The 15,689-nt window shown below is 54.6% G+C and carries 17 protein-coding genes; 1 reads left to right on the top strand and 16 read right to left on the bottom strand.

Features of this window, described 5'->3' with window-relative positions; all coding sequences use genetic code 11:
• Positions 1–74 precede the first annotated feature (74 nt).
• The 11 genes from E5201_RS01985 to miaB all read right to left on the bottom strand — a co-directional run bounded on the left by E5201_RS01985 (position 75) and on the right by miaB (position 11,183).
• The gene (locus E5201_RS01985) at positions 75–767 is read right to left on the bottom strand and encodes an RNA-binding protein (RefSeq protein WP_140984318.1); all 693 of its coding nucleotides are present in this window, start codon (positions 765–767) and stop codon (positions 75–77) included.
• A complete protein-coding gene (gene nusA / locus E5201_RS01980) occupies positions 745–2,403 on the bottom strand; it encodes a transcription termination factor NusA (RefSeq protein WP_140984317.1) in 1,659 nt (552 codons plus the stop codon). Before nusA ends, E5201_RS01985 begins: the two co-directional genes overlap by 23 nt.
• 12 nt (positions 2,404–2,415) lie before the next feature.
• Positions 2,416–3,078 (bottom strand): ribosome maturation factor RimP, encoded by a 663-nt coding sequence (gene rimP / locus E5201_RS01975; protein ID WP_281280196.1) that lies wholly within the window; start codon positions 3,076–3,078, stop codon positions 2,416–2,418.
• Positions 3,079–3,202: 124 nt separating this feature from the next.
• The gene (trmB, locus tag E5201_RS01970; protein WP_140984315.1) at positions 3,203–3,928 is read right to left on the bottom strand and encodes a tRNA (guanosine(46)-N7)-methyltransferase TrmB; all 726 of its coding nucleotides are present in this window, start codon (positions 3,926–3,928) and stop codon (positions 3,203–3,205) included.
• A gap of 9 nt (positions 3,929–3,937) precedes the next feature.
• A complete protein-coding gene (gene metK, locus E5201_RS01965) occupies positions 3,938–5,116 on the bottom strand; it encodes a methionine adenosyltransferase (RefSeq protein ID WP_140984314.1) in 1,179 nt (392 codons plus the stop codon).
• Positions 5,117–5,252: 136 nt separating this feature from the next.
• Complete coding sequence (locus tag E5201_RS01960) at positions 5,253–5,672, bottom strand: helix-turn-helix domain-containing protein (RefSeq protein ID WP_140984313.1); 420 nt, start codon at positions 5,670–5,672, stop codon at positions 5,253–5,255.
• Between the two features lie 116 nt (positions 5,673–5,788).
• Complete coding sequence (gene lnt / locus E5201_RS01955) at positions 5,789–7,495, bottom strand: apolipoprotein N-acyltransferase (RefSeq protein WP_246050353.1); 1,707 nt, start codon at positions 7,493–7,495, stop codon at positions 5,789–5,791.
• Complete coding sequence (locus E5201_RS01950) at positions 7,488–8,354, bottom strand: hemolysin family protein (RefSeq protein WP_246050352.1); 867 nt, start codon at positions 8,352–8,354, stop codon at positions 7,488–7,490. Before E5201_RS01950 ends, lnt begins: the two co-directional genes overlap by 8 nt.
• A 26-nt stretch (positions 8,355–8,380) precedes the next feature.
• A complete protein-coding gene (gene ybeY, locus E5201_RS01945) occupies positions 8,381–8,863 on the bottom strand; it encodes an rRNA maturation RNase YbeY (protein ID WP_140984311.1) in 483 nt (160 codons plus the stop codon).
• Positions 8,860–9,816, bottom strand: coding sequence for a PhoH family protein (locus tag E5201_RS01940; RefSeq protein ID WP_140984310.1), 957 nt, complete (start codon positions 9,814–9,816; stop codon positions 8,860–8,862). The genes ybeY and E5201_RS01940 overlap by 4 nt, the downstream gene beginning before the upstream one ends.
• Positions 9,813–11,183 carry a tRNA (N6-isopentenyl adenosine(37)-C2)-methylthiotransferase MiaB gene (gene miaB / locus E5201_RS01935; RefSeq protein WP_140984309.1) on the bottom strand — a complete coding sequence of 457 codons (1,371 nt, stop codon included), beginning with the start codon at positions 11,181–11,183 and terminating at the stop codon, positions 9,813–9,815. The genes E5201_RS01940 and miaB overlap by 4 nt, the downstream gene beginning before the upstream one ends.
• A gap of 156 nt (positions 11,184–11,339) precedes the next feature.
• On the opposite strand from miaB, the gene E5201_RS01930 reads away from it, so the two are divergent.
• Positions 11,340–12,746 carry a glycoside hydrolase family 28 protein gene (locus E5201_RS01930; RefSeq protein WP_140984308.1) on the top strand — a complete coding sequence of 469 codons (1,407 nt, stop codon included), beginning with the start codon at positions 11,340–11,342 and terminating at the stop codon, positions 12,744–12,746.
• Positions 12,747–12,758: 12 nt separating this feature from the next.
• Here E5201_RS01930 and E5201_RS01925 read toward each other — a convergent pair whose 3' ends face one another.
• From E5201_RS01925 to E5201_RS01905, 5 genes are all read right to left on the bottom strand, one after another.
• Positions 12,759–13,172, bottom strand: a complete 414-nt coding sequence (locus tag E5201_RS01925; RefSeq protein ID WP_140984307.1) for a Fur family transcriptional regulator — start codon at positions 13,170–13,172, stop codon at positions 12,759–12,761.
• Positions 13,173–13,242: 70 nt separating this feature from the next.
• Positions 13,243–13,695 (bottom strand): GNAT family N-acetyltransferase, encoded by a 453-nt coding sequence (locus E5201_RS01920; RefSeq protein WP_140984306.1) that lies wholly within the window; start codon positions 13,693–13,695, stop codon positions 13,243–13,245.
• On the bottom strand, positions 13,695–14,387 hold the full coding sequence (tsaB, locus tag E5201_RS01915) for a tRNA (adenosine(37)-N6)-threonylcarbamoyltransferase complex dimerization subunit type 1 TsaB (protein WP_140984305.1): 693 nt from the start codon (positions 14,385–14,387) through the stop codon (positions 13,695–13,697). The genes E5201_RS01920 and tsaB overlap by 1 nt, the downstream gene beginning before the upstream one ends.
• Positions 14,388–14,392: 5 nt before the next feature.
• The gene (locus E5201_RS01910; RefSeq protein ID WP_140984304.1) at positions 14,393–14,962 is read right to left on the bottom strand and encodes a NifU family protein; all 570 of its coding nucleotides are present in this window, start codon (positions 14,960–14,962) and stop codon (positions 14,393–14,395) included.
• A gap of 65 nt (positions 14,963–15,027) precedes the next feature.
• Entirely contained in the window at positions 15,028–15,504 is a 477-nt protein-coding gene (locus tag E5201_RS01905; RefSeq protein ID WP_140984303.1) for a universal stress protein, read from the bottom strand.
• Between the last annotated feature and the right edge of the window lie 185 nt (positions 15,505–15,689).

Genomic DNA, 15,689 nt, shown 5'->3' with positions numbered 1-15,689 from the left:
ACGTTTCGCTTCTACCAATTTCGTACCATCTGGCCGTCGGGCATGGAAGCTGCCCTGATAGTCCTTTTAAGGCCTTAATGAAAGGGCTTTTCCTGCCATTGCGGCGGGAACAAGGGCTCAAAGCCACTGATACGACGTAATTCGCGTCCGACACGCAGTGACCGCCGACCTTCGATCAGGGTTGCGTGTATGACATTTTCCAGCCCTAAAGCCAAACTCAATTCGTCATTATTGAAAATTCCGCAGATATTTACATCCGGCCGATGCGGAAATACGACGGATAGCAGCTTATTGCGGCCATCAGATGACCCGTCAACCGCCTCAATCAGCCATGCCGCCTTAGGGGGTACAGATGATTTAAGCATTGCCGCGACTTTTTCAAACCCCGTCGTCAGTTGCCCTTCGCGTCGGGCGAGGCCAAGCTGCTCAAGGATGCGGCGACGCAACAGACTATGTACCTGATCGATAAGACCTTCCGGCACCTTTGCCTGTTTTTTGGCAGCGCGCGAAAACAGATTCTTTTTTATCGCCAGCTCAAGGCTTTCGAGGTCAGATTTGACCCAAAGCCCCCGCCCCGGCAGTTTTTCCGCCAGATCAGGCACGACAAAACCGTCCGGTCCGATGACAAACCGGATGAGTCCGTCACGGTCAAAGGCCGTATGCGAGGCAATATCGCGCCGCGTCGTAAGCTGAGGCAGGTCAGTGCCCGCCTCAGTTACCTCTTCATTCAGATCGACAAGGGTCTCATTGTTCGGATTCGGCGTCATTGGTTTCGCCCTCCTCCGCAAAAGTGTCCTCGTTAGTGTCGTCTTCGGCTACGTCTTCTTCGATCGGTGCTTCAGGGGCTTCGATCCAGCCCGCCGAAATACGAGCGTTCAGGATAAGCGCCTCAGCATCAGCAACCGACAGGGAGAAGGATTCCAGAGCGCCCGGCACCTTTACCTTGTCCGAACCGCGCTGCTCAAAGCCACCGCGGATTTCATCGGTCGCCAGATCAGCCAGATCCTCAACGGTCTTCACACCCGCTTCACCAAGGGCAATAGCCATAGGCAGGGTGATGCCAATGATATCGAGCAGGGCATCTTCAACGCCCAGTTCAACGCGCTTGGCATTCTGTTCTGCAGCTTCACGCTCAAGGAAGTCACGGGCGCGGGCCTGAAGTTCAGACGCCGTATCCTCATCGAAGCCTTCGATGGTCGCGATTTCGTTTTCGTCAACCCAGGCCAGATCCTCAACGCTTGAGAAGCCTTCGGTAACCAGAAGCTGGGCGATAACCTCATCAACATCCAGTGCTTCCTGGAACAGGGCGGTACGCTCAGCGAATTCCTTCTGACGACGCTCAGAGTCCTGCGCCTCAGTGATGATATCCACCTGCCAGCCTGTTAGCTGTGACGCCAGACGCACGTTCTGACCGCGACGGCCAATGGCCAGCGACAGTTGTTCGTCAGGCACAACCACTTCGACGCGGTCTTCTTCTTCGTCGAGCACAACCTTCGAGACTTCGGCAGGGGCCAGCGCGTTAACGATGAAGGTGGCTTCATCCGGCGACCACTGGATGATGTCGATTTTTTCGTTTTGCAGTTCAGCGACCACGGCCTGAACGCGCGAACCGCGCATACCGACACAGGCACCGACCGGATCAATCGAGCTGTCGTTCGACAGAACCGCCATCTTGGCGCGCGAGCCGGGGTCACGGGCCACCGACTTGATCTCGATCACGCCATCATAAACTTCAGGGACTTCCTGCGCGAACAGTTTGGCCATAAAGCCGCCGTGCGCACGGCTGAGCATGATCTGCGGGCCCTTGGTTTCACGACGCACGTCATAGATATAGGCGCGGATACGGTCATTGACCTGAAACGCTTCACGCGGAATCGACTGGTCACGGCGCATAATGCCTTCGCCACGACCAAGATCGACAATCACATTGCCATATTCAACGCGGCGCACCGTACCGTTGACGATTTCACCAACACGGTCCTTGAATTCATCATACTGACGCTCACGCTCAGCTTCGCGCACCTTATGGGTTACGACCTGACGGGCCATCTGGGTCTGGACACGGCCCAGTTCGAACGGTGGCAGGGTTTCTTCGTAGGTCTTGCCAACAAAAGCGTCCGCGTCATCCTTAAGCGCTTCGGTCAGGGTACGCTGAGCGTTTTCAAACTCAAGCTCTTCATCAGCCACAACCGTCACCACGCGGGTGATGGTCATTTCACCACTGCGTGGATCAATGTGGACGCGAATGTCATGATCGGCGCCGTAACGGGTACGGGCGGCCTTCTGAATGGCCTCTTCAATGGCCTCAATGACCACACCCTTATCGATGGACTTTTCACGTGCCACCGCATCGGCAATCTGTAGAAGTTCCTGACGGTTAGCACTGATACCGGTAAAGCTCATGAGCCCTGCTCCTTAATTATCTTTGTCTTCAGTGTCTTCGTCGTCCAGATCGAAGTCACCGTCTTCAAAATCATCATCCCCGAGGTCTTCGTCGTCGAAGTCCTCGTCTTCAAGATCATCTTCGTCTTCACCGCGAAGGGCGCGCTGTTCCGCGCCGCGCTTCATCAGTTCGTCATTGAGCACCAGCTTGGCATCAATGATCCATTCAAACGGAATAAGCGCGGTTTCTTCCTCGCCCTCAAGGTCAATCGCCACATGATCGTCTTCGATGCCCGCGACAATACCGCGAAAACGCTTGCGACCCTCGGCCAGACGATCCAGTTCGATGCGTGCCTCAAGGCCCTGATAGGTTTCGAAATCCGTCAGGCGCGTCAGAGGCCGGTCAATACCGGGCGACGACACTTCGAGGATATATTCGCCATCAATCGGATCGGCTTCTTCGAGATAGGCCGACAGGGCACGAGACAAACGCGCGCACTGGGTGACGTTTATTTCACCGTCAGCCTTACGTTCAGCCATAATCTGAAGGCGCTTCGATCCACCGGGCTTGTTAGCACCCATCAGGCGCACACGCACAATATCCAGTCCGAGGGTTTCGGCGATGGGATCAAATATTTCCAGCAGTTTACGGTCTTCAGCCGTCTTGGCGCGCAAATCAATTTCCTTAAAGCTTATTATCCGCAGGTTCAGGCAACAAAAAAGCGGCAGGCCTTCTTACGGGCCGCCGCCGTCAGCCGTAAGGCCTGTCGGACGATGTTGACAGGCCTTATAGGCGCAAATCCTGTACTTGCCAAGGGGTTTATGTAACCGGTCGCGCCTTGCGATAAAAATCGAGGAAAACCGGAGCGCAATCGCCCAGTTTTTTTTCCTCATAACGCGTCGTCAGGTGATCGGCTGGCGGTGTGTTCCACTCCGTCTGTGACTGCGCGGGCCAGTCAAAGTCCGGATGGGTAGTCGCCTTTTCCAGCGTCCAGTCGGCATAGTCGGCCCAATCGGTCGCAAAACGCAGTCTCGCTCCATCCTTCATGACACGGGCAAAGGCATCGAGCGTTTCGGTTTGAATGAAGCGACGCTTATGGTGACGCGCCTTGGGCCAGGGATCGGCGAACAGGATAAACACCTTATCGACCGAGGCATCTTTCAACCGATCGATTACCGGACGCGCATCATCGGCGAGAACGCGAACGTTTTTGAGATTACGCTCATCGACGTGGCGCAGAAGCGAGCCAACGCCGTTAAGAAACGGCTCAAAGCCCAGTATCAGCGCCTGAGGATTGCGTTCGGCCTGGCCGGCCAGATGCTCCCCGCCGCCAAAGCCGATCTCAAGCCACAGCTCGGACGCCCCACTCAGATCGCCACCATTGATCGCCTCAGTGCGCTCAGCATTGATTTCAATCTCCGGCAGCAGGCTGTCGAACAGGCTGGCCTGACGCGGCTTCAGGGTGCGTGACTTGATACGCCCGAACGAGCGCATTGGCCCCCATGTAGGGCCTGAAGTCGGGGCGGAAGGGATTTCGTCTGACATGGAAGCGCTTTAGAACGCGCCCTTGAGGGCGTCAACCAGATCAGTGCGTTCCCACGAAAAACCACCATCGGCATCCGGTGTCCGACCAAAATGACCATAGGCGGCGGTGCGCTCATAGATTGGTTTGTTTAGTCCGAGGTGCAAACGAATGCCCCGCGGCGTCAGGCCACCGATCAGTTCGGGCAGAATAGCTTCAAGCTTAGCCTCATCGACCTGACCCGTACCGTGGGTGTCTACATAGAAGGACAGCGGTTGAGATACACCAATGGCATAGGCGACCTGAAGGGTGCATTTTTTTGCCAGACCTGCCGCAACAACATTTTTCGCCAGATAACGCAGGGCATAGGCCGCCGAGCGATCAACCTTGGTCGGGTCTTTGCCCGAAAAAGCGCCACCACCATGCGGTGCAGCCCCGCCATAGGTATCAACGATGATTTTACGACCGGTCAGACCGGCATCACCATCCGGCCCGCCAATGACAAAATTACCCGTCGGATTAACCAGCCACTCGGTATCTTCGGTCACCATACCTTCGGGCAAAACTTCAAGCGCATAAGGTTTAACAATGGCTTCGACGTCTTTGGGTGACAGGCCGTCCTTGTGCTGATGGGAAATCAACACCTTAAGGATGCGGCTGGGGACACCGTTTTCATATTGAACCGTGACCTGCGATTTGGCGTCCGGCTCAAGACGGCTTTCGCCGCCGTGACGGGCTTCGGCCAGACGGCGCAGAATATTGTGTGACCATTGCAGCGGTGCAGAGGTCAGTTCAGCCGTTTCATCCGTGGCGTAGCCGAACATAATACCCTGATCGCCCGCGCCTTCGTCCTTGTTGTCGCTGGCGTCGACGCCTTGGGCAATATCGGCAGACTGGGCGTGCAGGTGACAGGCATAGTCGGCCAGCTTCCAGTGAAAGCCTTTTTGCGCATAGCCAATATCCTTGACGGCGGCACGCACCTTGTCCTCAAGGCCATCGACAATGTCACTGATCTGATCATCACCGGCGCGTACTTCACCGGCCAGAACAATGCGGTTGGTGGTCACAAGGGTTTCACAGGCGACTCGGGCTTCGGAATCGGCGGCCAGAAACGCGTCAACCACCACATCGGATATCCGGTCAGCCACCTTATCCGGATGACCCTCTGAAACACTTTCGGATGTAAAGATGTAGGATGGACGCACTGACATGACGGCTCCGTTAGCTAAATTACTTTAGCCATAGCCATATAAACATATCTTTATATGATCAAGCCGTTTCTTTGCACCGCATAAAACCCTGCCTTTTCAGGCAGGGTTTTATAATGCTTACAAAGTCAGGGAAGCCTTAAGCCTCTTCATCCTCAGCCAGCGAGCGTACCAGCTCAAGCAGCCGACGGCGATGCTTGGAATTTTTGATGCGTGGAAAAGCTTCAGCCAGTTCGATGCCTTCGGTTGTCATCAGAAATCCATGTACGAACTGTTCTGATTCTGACTCCGAGAAGCCTTCGACGGTATCGGATGCGCCGTAACCTTCGAAGAAATAAGCCACAGGAGCTTTGAGAGCCTTGGCAATTTCATACAGTTTCGACGCGCTGATGCGGTTTGAACCGCGCTCATATTTCTGCACCTGCTGAAAGGTCAGATCGATGGTCTCAGCCAGACCTTCCTGAGACAGGCCTAAAAATTTCCGGCGCATGCGCACACGGGCACCCACATGCAGGTCAACCGGGTTCGGACTGCGATCTGTTTTTGCGGTATCGTTCAACTTCGCCTCTATAATTCCACAGACCGGCAATCTCCGGTCTAAATCTCTAAGCTATGATTTCCGATGGTCACCGGCAGGAGTTTCACCCCATCCCTTTGCCCAAGGTCTTAATTTTCTTATACGCCTGATACGTCATTATCCGGTGCATGCGGTTTAGCCTTACGCACGAAAAGGGTAATTACCGTTGGAATCAAGCAAAAAAGCATAACAACAAGAAGATACAAATGTCTGTTGGCCGAATAGAAGGTCGGTTTTATCGATTCAGGCAGCCAGACATCTCTGTAACCACTTTCGCCTATATCCAGTTTTGAGCCTTTGACTATACGCCCTAATGGATCAAGCACCACGGATATTCCCGTGGGGGTTGACCTTACCATGGGTAAACCTTCTTCAATGGCGCGAAACCCTGACAAATTAAAGTGTTGCCTTGGGCCTGTCGTTGGCCCGAACCAGGCATCATTGGAGATATTAACGATCCATTTGGGTCTTTGGATCATATCCGAAGACGAAAAAAGTCCAGTCGACAGGCCGGGAAACAGTCCTTCATAACAAATAAGCGGCAGGAATCTGTCAATCCCCTCTACCTCTACTGAGGCTGTACGCGGGCCAGCCGTATAGCTGTCACCGATATGCACCAGTTGTTTGAACCCAAAAGATTCCAATAGGCTTTCCATGGGTAAAAACTCACCAAATGGCACGAGCTTGAATTTGGAATAGGAGGCCGACACATGAGTATCAGGCCCTTTTTGCTGTAAAACCAACAGGGCATTTCGCCAGACCGTGCCTTTTTCCGGCACATAATCCGAATGATAGGCCCCCATAATCAGCGCCTGATCCGGTTTCAGCAAGGTGCTGAAGCCTTCCGCAGTCCATGATTGTGCTGAGAAAAGCGCATCGGCAGAGGCCGGTAATGCCCCCTCTGGCCAGATCACGATGTCAGGGTGTGATTTAACCACACTTTTTGCTACCGATTGTAACCTATCGGTATCGACTGGCGCTTTTGACATTGACACATAGTCATTAAACACGCCCCGCAAGGCCCCGACCGTCCATTTGGCGCGCTGCTCGACATTGGGCTGAACAATCCGTATCAGCGTATCTGTCTGCCCTGTCTCAATTCTGTGCAGGCGTTGCGCACCGAAAGCAAAAACCAGTACCAGCAGCAAAACAGATACAGCGACCGGCCACACGCCGCGCCCTTTAAGGCGGCTGATGGCCGGACTTGAAAAAGCCAGTACGGTAATCAGGCCCAGACCATATATGCCTGTTATCGAGACAATCTGCGACATGGCAGAACCTGCTTCCCATGTTGCCCCTGCCGGATTCCATGGAAAACCGGTCAGGATGGTGCCGCGCAGGGTTTCAAAAGCGCAAAACAGCCCGACAAACCACAGCCAACGCGACCAGCCCTCCGGACAGAAACGCCGGTACAAAACAAATGCCGCCCCCCAAAACAGGGCAATGCCGGACGGCAGAAGGGTGACGGCAATGGGTGCCATCCAACCATGCGACCGTGCATCGACCAGAAACGCTTCAGCGACCCAGAAACAGCTTATCAGAAAATAGGCAAAGCCTGACCACCAGCCAATGGCAAAAGCGCGCCGCAGAGGCTTAGGCCCCTGTTCTCTATCCAGCAACCACAAGAGCCAGGCATAACCCACCAAGCCCGGTAAAAATCCGAACGGCGGCTGGGCCAGTGCAATCAGGGCTCCCGCCAGAGCCGCACAGCGTTTCGGGCCGGAAAAGCGCTCGAACAACGCCTTGGCCCTTAAGAATCCGCCCTGAAGCGGCTGGCCCATATCGGAAGTGGCCGCTTTATTCATCCGGTGTTAGGGCGTCCGCATCCCTGTCCGCGTGTTGGGGGGATAAACGCACACGCTTCACAATACGGGCGTCGGCTTCGATAATTTCGATATCAACTTTTCCCGCCGCATAAGGAATGGTTTCACCAACCTGTGGCACTCTTCCGGCCAAAGTCGCTACAAGGCCTCCGATGGTATCGACTTCATCTTCGCCTTCAGAAAGGAACAACTTAAGGCCCAGACGGTGTTCGATGGTCTCAAGCTCGACACGACCGCCAATTTCGAACCTGCCCTCACCCAGATCGGTCAGTTCATCAGGGTCTTCATTGTCGTATTCATCGACAATATCACCGACCACCGCCTCCAGCAGATCTTCGAGGGTGACCAGACCCTCGGTGCCGCCAAATTCATCAATCACCACCGCCATGTGCGAGCGCTGGTTCTGCATTTTGAGCAGTAAACCTGAGGCCGCCATGGATGCCGGGACATAGATCAGATCGCGGCGCAGACGACCGACCACCTGTTCATCCCATGCCGGTGTAATCCCCTTATCGGGATGTAGAAGCTTCAGCGTGTCCTTGATGTGCAGTACGCCGACCGGATCATCGAGGGTTTCCTGATAGATCGGCAGGCGCGAATGGCCGCTTTCGACACACAGCCGGATGACATCCGCCAGAGTGGCCGACACTTCCACCGCCACCATGTCGGCGCGCGGGGTCATAACATCGGCAACTTTCAGATTCTGAAAGGCGCGGGCATGGGTAATCAGCTCATTGGAGGCGTCTTCCGCCACAGTTTCTGACTCATCCTCCGCCTGCCCGAACAGGCCGAACAGATTGAACAGGGTACGTTGACCCTTGCGTTCAACGGGTTCATTCAAGTCGCTACTGTCAGGCTCCGGCATATCTAGTCAGTTGTCCCGTATGCATAGGGGTCGGCTATACCCAACCCCTTTAGAATGTCACGCTCGAGGCTTTCCATATCTTCGGCCTCGGCGTCTATAATGTGGTCATAACCCAAAAGATGCAAAGCCCCATGCACACTTAAATGCATGAGATGATCTTTCAGGGTTTTGCCTTGTTCTGATGCCTCACGCAGGCAGGTTTCAAACCCCAGCGCCATATCCCCCAGATGCGGGTGCATCATCTCAGGTGCCGGAAAAGACAGCACATTTGTGGGTGCGTTCTTCTGACGGAATTCTTTGTTGAGGCTTTTCAGTTCGGCATCATCCGCCAGCAACACCACAATATCGAGCTGCTCGGTTACCTGCATATGCGCGAAAGTGGTTTCTATCGCCTTCTGAACGCATAAAGCGGCATCTGGCAGTTCATCCAGCCACGCCTCATGCTCAACTTCAATATCAACGAGCGGGGTTACATCGGTTGTCATGATTTTTCGCTGTCATAGGCCCGCACGATACGGGCCACCAGTTCGTGCCGCACCACGTCATCTGCCGTCAGATGGGAAATGCCCACGCCCTTGACACCCTTAAGCAGATGAGTGGCTTGGATAAGGCCGGAATCCGACTGACGCGGCAGATCAACCTGAGACGGATCGCCGGTGACAACCATCTTTGAGCCTTCACCCAGACGGGTCAGCACCATCTTCATCTGCTGACGGGTGGTGTTCTGTGCCTCATCGACAATGACATAGGCGTTGGACAGGGTACGTCCACGCATATAGGCCAGAGGCGCAACCTCAATCTCATTACGGTCGCGGCGGCGACGCAGGGCTTCGGCCCCAAGAATATCATCGAGCGCCTGCCAGATCGGCATCAGATAAGGATCGACCTTTTCGTTGAGATCACCGGGCAGGAAACCGAGCTTCTCACCGGCCTCAACGGCAGGACGGGTAATCACCAGACGATCGACCATGCCCTTGAGTAATAGAGAGGCCCCATAGGCTACCGCCAGAAAGGTCTTGCCCGATCCGGCTGGCCCGAGACCAAAGGTCAGGTCATGGCGCAGAAGCTGCTGATAATAGCTGGCCTGTCCGGCGGTTTTCGGCGCTACGGCCCCCTTGCGGCCCATGACCACCACATGCGATCCGCCATGATGATCGGCCCATTTCGGCGATTCACCGGTCGGGTTGCTGATCAGGGTGCGCACATCGGCTTCGGAAATCTCCACCCCTTCGTCGTGCAGCTCGTTCAGCGCCTCAAGCACTGTCCGCGCCCTTTGGCGATCACGGGTTTTGCCATTGATGGAAAACCCGCCCCCCGGCGTTTCAATCAGCACATGATAGGCCCCTTCGATCAGGGCCAGATAACGCTGCGCGGGGCCAGACAAGGCAAAAACCGCGTCATCTTCGAGTTCTAGAAAATCTTCCGAAGCGGGGCTCACGCGGGCACGCTTTCCAACTCGCCAATAAGCGAGTTATTACCTAAGCCGATGATTTTCACCGGCACAATCTGCCCGATCAGATGATCGGCATCTTCAGCGAAGACGGATTGCAGCCACGGTGACCGCCCAATGGCCTGACGGTTATGACGTCCACGCTTTTCAAACAATACATCAATCGTTTGACCCACTAGATCAGCCTTAAAGGCCTGTTGCTGTTCATTAATTAATGCCTGAAGCGCCTTAAGACGGGCATCGGCCACGGCCTCATCAACCTGACCGGGCATGCCTGATGCCGGTGTGCCGGGACGCTTGGAGTATTTGAACGAAAAAGCCGAGGCATATCTGACCTGACGGATCAGATCCATCGTGTCGTCGAAATCCTTATCGGTCTCACCGGGGAAGCCGACGATGAAATCTCCCGACAGGGCCAGACGTGGGTTAGCCGCCTTGATGCGTTCAATAAGCTCGATATAGGCCTGACGACCATGTTTACGGTTCATGGCCCGCAAAATCTTGTCGGAACCGGACTGCACCGGAAGATGCAGATAGGGCATGATCTTCGGGTTATCCGCATGGGCGCGGATAAGCTCGTCGGTCATGTCGTTAGGATGGCTTGTGGTATATCGAATGCGATCAAGGCCGTGGATTTCACTCAAAGCTTCCATCAGAAGCGGCAAGCTGGATTCATTACCCGCGCCATCATCGCCATTATAGGCATTAACATTCTGCCCCAGAAGCGTGACTTCGCGTACACCCTTTTCGGCCAGAGAACGGGCTTCGGCGACAATCGACGCCACCGGACGCGACCATTCCGCCCCACGCGTATAGGGCACCACACAGAAGGTACAGAACTTGTCGCAACCTTCCTGAACCGTCAGAAACGCCGTCGGGCCGGTCACATGACGTTCGGCACTCAGGCTGTCGAACTTGTCTTCAGGGGCAAAATCAGCCGACAGGCGCTCACCTCTGGCGCGGGTCGTGCGGGCAATCAGTTCCGGCAACTGATGATAGGCCTGAGGCCCGACCACCAGATCAACCGCAGGGGCACGGTTCATGATCTCCGCCCCTTCGGCCTGAGCGACGCAACCGGCAACGGCAATGGTCATGCGCCCTTCGCCACGCGCGGTTTTTTCTTCACGCAGTTCCTTGAGGCGGCCGATTTCCGAATAGACCTTTTCCGCAGCTTTTTCACGAATGTGACAGGTGTTGAGCAGCACAAGATCGGCGCCGTCAGCTTCGCCCGACACCTCATAGCCCAGCGGGCGCAGAATATCGACCATACGCTCACTGTCATAGACGTTCATCTGACAGCCATAGGTTTTGATGTGCAGCTTCTTCAGCGGCTCGGACTTAACGGTTTCGCTCATAAGGGCCTTATGAGGTTTCATGTGGTTTTTTTCAAGAGGAAGGCCAGAAATTGCCCGTAAAGAGATACTAAGGATTGTGTTTATAAGCCGGTCAGGCTTATTTGTAGGATAATTAAAGTCAAAAAGGCTGTTATTCACAGCTGAGGGAAATGCCACATGCCACATCTGTCACGCCGTCAACTCGTCATGACGAGCCTTATCAGCCCGTTTCTGATAAGCGGTTGCGCCACCCTGCCGCGCCTGACAAAACAGATGCAAATTCAGGTTGATGCGCCATTTGCCATGCCGCCGATCTTAATTCCTGATTTCAGTGACGCACCGCACTTTGTGATCACTGATTTCGGCGCTTTACAGGAAGATCAGGCAAAGACCACAGTGGCGATTGCCTCGGCTATTGATGCGGCACACGCCGCCGGAGCCGGTGTGGTTGTTGTACCTGAAGGCACATGGCTTACCGGTAAGATTCATTTCAAAAGTAACGTCTGTTTGCATGTCTCTAAAGGAGCAACCCTGCTGTTCTCGGAACAGCCTGCGGACTATCTGCCCGCCGTTCACACAACATGGGAGGGCATAGAATGTATGAACTATTCGCCGCTCATCTACGCCTATCAGTGTGAGAATATCGCCATTACCGGGGAGGGGCGGCTTAAGGCCAGACTTGATGTGTGGAAGGTATGGTACGCCCGACCGAAGCCGCACATGGATGCCCTCGTGGCGCTTTATAATCTGGCCTATACAAATGTACCGGTCGCAGATCGGGATATGACAAGGGGTGAAGCCAATCTGCGCCCTCAGTTCGTTCAGTTTAATCGCTGCCGTAATGTGCTTGTCGAAGATATTTCCATCGAAGACAGTCCGTTCTGGGTCATGCATCCCTACCTGTCACAGGATGTCGTCATACGCCGGATTAAGGTTCGCGCTCACGGTCACAATAATGACGGCGTTGATCCTGAGATGAGCCAGAATGTCCTGATTGAGGACTGTGTTTTCGATCAGGGTGATGACGCCATCTCCGTAAAATCCGGCCGTGATATGGACGCCTGGCGGTTAAATACGCCGTCGAAAAATATCGTCATGCGTAACTGCCGCATTCTCAATGGCCACCAGCTAATGGCCATCGGCAGCGAACTGTCTGGCGGCATTGAAAACGTCTTTGTCGATAATTGCCATTTTGTTGGAAGCGGTGACGGAGCAGACGGCCATGCGGTGCCGATCAGCAATCTTTTGTTTGTCAAAACCAATGAACGGCGCGGCGGCTATGTGAAGAATATTCACGTCTCAAATATCAGTGCAACGAAGATCGCCGGTGGTGTCCTGAGTGTAGAGACCGATGTGCTTTATCAATGGCGCAACCTGATGCCGACCTATGTGCGTAAGCTTACAGCGATTGAAGGTCTGCATCTCAGCCATATCCGCGTTAATGAAGCCGCCTTTGTCTGTCAGATTAAGGCTGAGGCCGAGGCGCCCGTCCGTAATGTAAGCCTGAAAGATATTCAGGTACAAAAAACCCTCCATACGCCGGTCGTGACCGAAAACGTGGAGGGCTTTATTCACACAGACTAACGGAGTCGTTGTCTATTTGTCGTCGTCAAGCGGCACGCCATAAAGCTCAAGCTTGTGGCCGACCAGCTTGAAGCCCAGCTTGGTCGCCAGCGCCTCTTTGAGGGTTTCAATTTCCTGATCAAAAAATTCAATGACCTGACCGGTCTTTATGTTGATCAGGTGATCGTGGTGGTCATCACCGGCCTGTTCGTAGCGCGAACGACCATCACCGAAATCATGGCGCTCCACCACACCGGCCTCTTCAAATAGACGCACGGTGCGATAAACCGTGGCCAGCGAGATATTCGGATCGACAGCGGCGGCGCGACGATACAGTTCTTCTACATCCGGATGGTCAGTGGCCTGAGACAGAACGCGCGCCACAACGCGGCGCTGGTCGGTCATGCGCATGCCTTTTTCGATGCACTGCTGTTCAATCCGATCCATAGTCTGTCTCCTGAATTAGCCTACCCGCGTTCGGTAACGGGGACACATTGTCTCTGTCCTCCTCTTAAGGTCAAGCCCTTTTAAGTTCAAGGCGCAGAGCGTATCCATCCACGGGCGGGCCGGAAAGGCGACTGTAATAGGCCTTGCGCAGACCCGTACGATGAAAACCCAGAGTTTCATAAAGATTTAAGGCCGCCGGATTATCGACCGCGACCTCAAGGAACAGACTATCGCAATTTTCCGCCTTAAGCCGATCTATGACAAACCGCATCAGGTCACGCGCCAATCCCTGACGGCGACAGTTTGTATCCGTTGCCAGTGTCAGGATTTCACCTTCTCCGGCAATAAGGCTCAGGACAACAAAGCTTTTGAGCTGCGTATCATCATAGATGCCATAGGTCAGATAATGCGGGCGCGTCAGCATGCCGTGAAAATCGGACGCGCTCCAGCCAAAATCAAACGATGCCGCATGAATCTCAGAAAGCTGCGGCGTCACCTCGGACAGTTGGCGGATTGAACGCATCAAAAGTCGAACCGTATGACGGCCTTATCCGATACCTTGGCGTCCGCCTCACGCATATAAAGTGGTGTCAGGTCTGTGAAATCGGAGGGACGTTCAAAGCACAGGCTGGCCATTGCCGACATGTCCGGTAAGGCCGTTCCTACGGATTCAGCCTGAGGAAAAACCGTGGCCAGCAAGGCCGCGCCTGATCCGGTAATGATCTCAGGGTCATAAACATGGCCCAAGCGGCTCAAACCCTCAAGTCCGACGGCTTGGGGCGGTGAGGCAACATTATCCGCCCCCACATATTGCACATAGACCTGCCCCCTGCCCGCCTCATAGGCCGCCAGACGCCGGCGGTTTTTAAGACACACCGCACCCGCCAGAGCTTCGAGTGTAGAAAAGCCATGCAGAGGTACGGACAAACCCGAAGCCAGCCCCTTGGCAAAGGATAACCCAACCCGAAGCCCCGTAAAAGAGCCCGGCCCGAGGGTGACGCCAATGCGTTCAATTTGCGCAGGCTGGATGCCACACTGTTCAATAGCCTCAGCTACCAGCGGGCCAATGCGTTCCTGATGCCCGCGCGTCATGGGATCAGAGACAGAAAAATGCGTTGTGATTGCCTGATCACCACGTGAAAACAGTCCCACCGAACAGGCATGCATGGCCGTGTCCAGTACCAGAACGTAAGTGTCCCTTATGTGGGCCGTCATAAGCCTTACAGAACCTGCTCGATAGCCTGAACCTCAGGAACATAATGGCGCATCAGGGATTCAACACCCTGACGCAAGGTCGCCGAAGAAGACGGGCATCCCGAACAGGCGCCGCGCATGTGCAGGAACAAGGTGCCCGTATCCATATCAAAATGCTCGAATTCGATATCCCCGCCATCCTGCGCAACGGCCGGACGGACGCGGGTGTCGAGCAGATCCTTGATTTCGGCGACAATCTGGGCGACCTCGCCCTCATATTCGCGCTCTACCGGTGCATCACCGGCATTAACGAGCAGCGGTTTGCCGGACACATAGAAATCCATGATCGCCGCCAGAATCGGTGCTTTTATCTGCGCCCAGATGAGCCCCGCCTCAGGATCGCGCTTAACCGTCAGGAAGTCTGAACCGAAATAAACACCCGACACACCATCCAGTTGAAACAGGGCGTGGGCCAGAGGTGACTTTTCGGCTTCGGTCTCATCACGAAATTCCAGAGACCCCTGCCCCAATACCACACGGCCGGGCAGAAACTTGAGAACATCTGGGTTGGGCGTAGCTTCAGTCTGGATAAACATGGCATCTTGTCTTTCGATTACGGCTCACACATGGGCTTAAACACCCATAAAAACAAGCCCGATCACTAAACAAGGTCCATGATTTCCGCATCACTGAGGTCGCCGGGCACCACCGTCACCGGCACCGTACGCTTACCCCGGAGGCTTACCATGCCCTCTCGCACCAGAAGCGCGGCCAGCGGCCCTATGTCCCGATTATGATGGGTCGCCGCCAGGACAATAATTTTGATGTCAGGATCTTCATCAATGACTTCGCGAATGGATTCCTTTAGTCCGCCCGTTTTAATAATGATTTCTGCAGGACGGCCCGACCTTACCGCGGCGACATTAGCCAGTTCCGCCATCAGGGTTTCGGCCTCAGCCCGTTCTTCGCGCTCGATTTCATCGCGCACACCAACCCACTGGCTGAAATCGGAAGGTTCAAGCACCCGCAACAGAGCCACAACACCGCCTGTGTTTTTAGCGCGGCCCGAAGCAAACTTCAGCGCCGCATTAAACTGGGCACTATCATCGGCAACGATTAGAAACTTACGTACTGACAAGGCGTGCCTCCTGAGCCGATTTATAACCGGCAGACATGTTCACTCAAAAGTACTCATTCAACAAACGAAAACCGCCCGCCTTGTTCAGGCGGGCGGTTCTGTTCCAGACGTTCGTCATGGGGGGAAGAACGTCTGTCTGTGACTTTGGCTCTCTGATGTCTGGGGGGAACATGAGAGAGCCTTTC

The organism is Asticcacaulis tiandongensis, assembly GCF_006475605.1.
GTDB lineage: Bacteria > Pseudomonadota > Alphaproteobacteria > Caulobacterales > Caulobacteraceae > Asticcacaulis > Asticcacaulis tiandongensis.
This window is presented reverse-complemented; position numbering and strand designations above follow the sequence as displayed.

Coding starts and splice junctions, on each gene's coding strand:
- E5201_RS01925 (WP_140984307.1), bottom strand. CDS start 13,172: ATGGATCGGATTGAACAGCAGTGCATCGAAAAAGGCATGCGCATGACC.
- E5201_RS01910 (WP_140984304.1), bottom strand. CDS start 14,962: ATGTTTATCCAGACTGAAGCTACGCCCAACCCAGATGTTCTCAAGTTT.
- nusA (WP_140984317.1), bottom strand. CDS start 2,403: ATGAGCTTTACCGGTATCAGTGCTAACCGTCAGGAACTTCTACAGATT.
- tsaB (WP_140984305.1), bottom strand. CDS start 14,387: ATGACGGCCCACATAAGGGACACTTACGTTCTGGTACTGGACACGGCC.
- E5201_RS01920 (WP_140984306.1), bottom strand. CDS start 13,695: ATGCGTTCAATCCGCCAACTGTCCGAGGTGACGCCGCAGCTTTCTGAG.
- E5201_RS01930 (WP_140984308.1), top strand. CDS start 11,340: ATGCCACATCTGTCACGCCGTCAACTCGTCATGACGAGCCTTATCAGC.
- metK (WP_140984314.1), bottom strand. CDS start 5,116: ATGTCAGTGCGTCCATCCTACATCTTTACATCCGAAAGTGTTTCAGAG.
- ybeY (WP_140984311.1), bottom strand. CDS start 8,863: ATGACAACCGATGTAACCCCGCTCGTTGATATTGAAGTTGAGCATGAG.
- lnt (WP_246050353.1), bottom strand. CDS start 7,495: ATGAATAAAGCGGCCACTTCCGATATGGGCCAGCCGCTTCAGGGCGGA.
- miaB (WP_140984309.1), bottom strand. CDS start 11,183: ATGAGCGAAACCGTTAAGTCCGAGCCGCTGAAGAAGCTGCACATCAAA.
- trmB (WP_140984315.1), bottom strand. CDS start 3,928: ATGTCAGACGAAATCCCTTCCGCCCCGACTTCAGGCCCTACATGGGGG.
- E5201_RS01985 (WP_140984318.1), bottom strand. CDS start 767: ATGACGCCGAATCCGAACAATGAGACCCTTGTCGATCTGAATGAAGAG.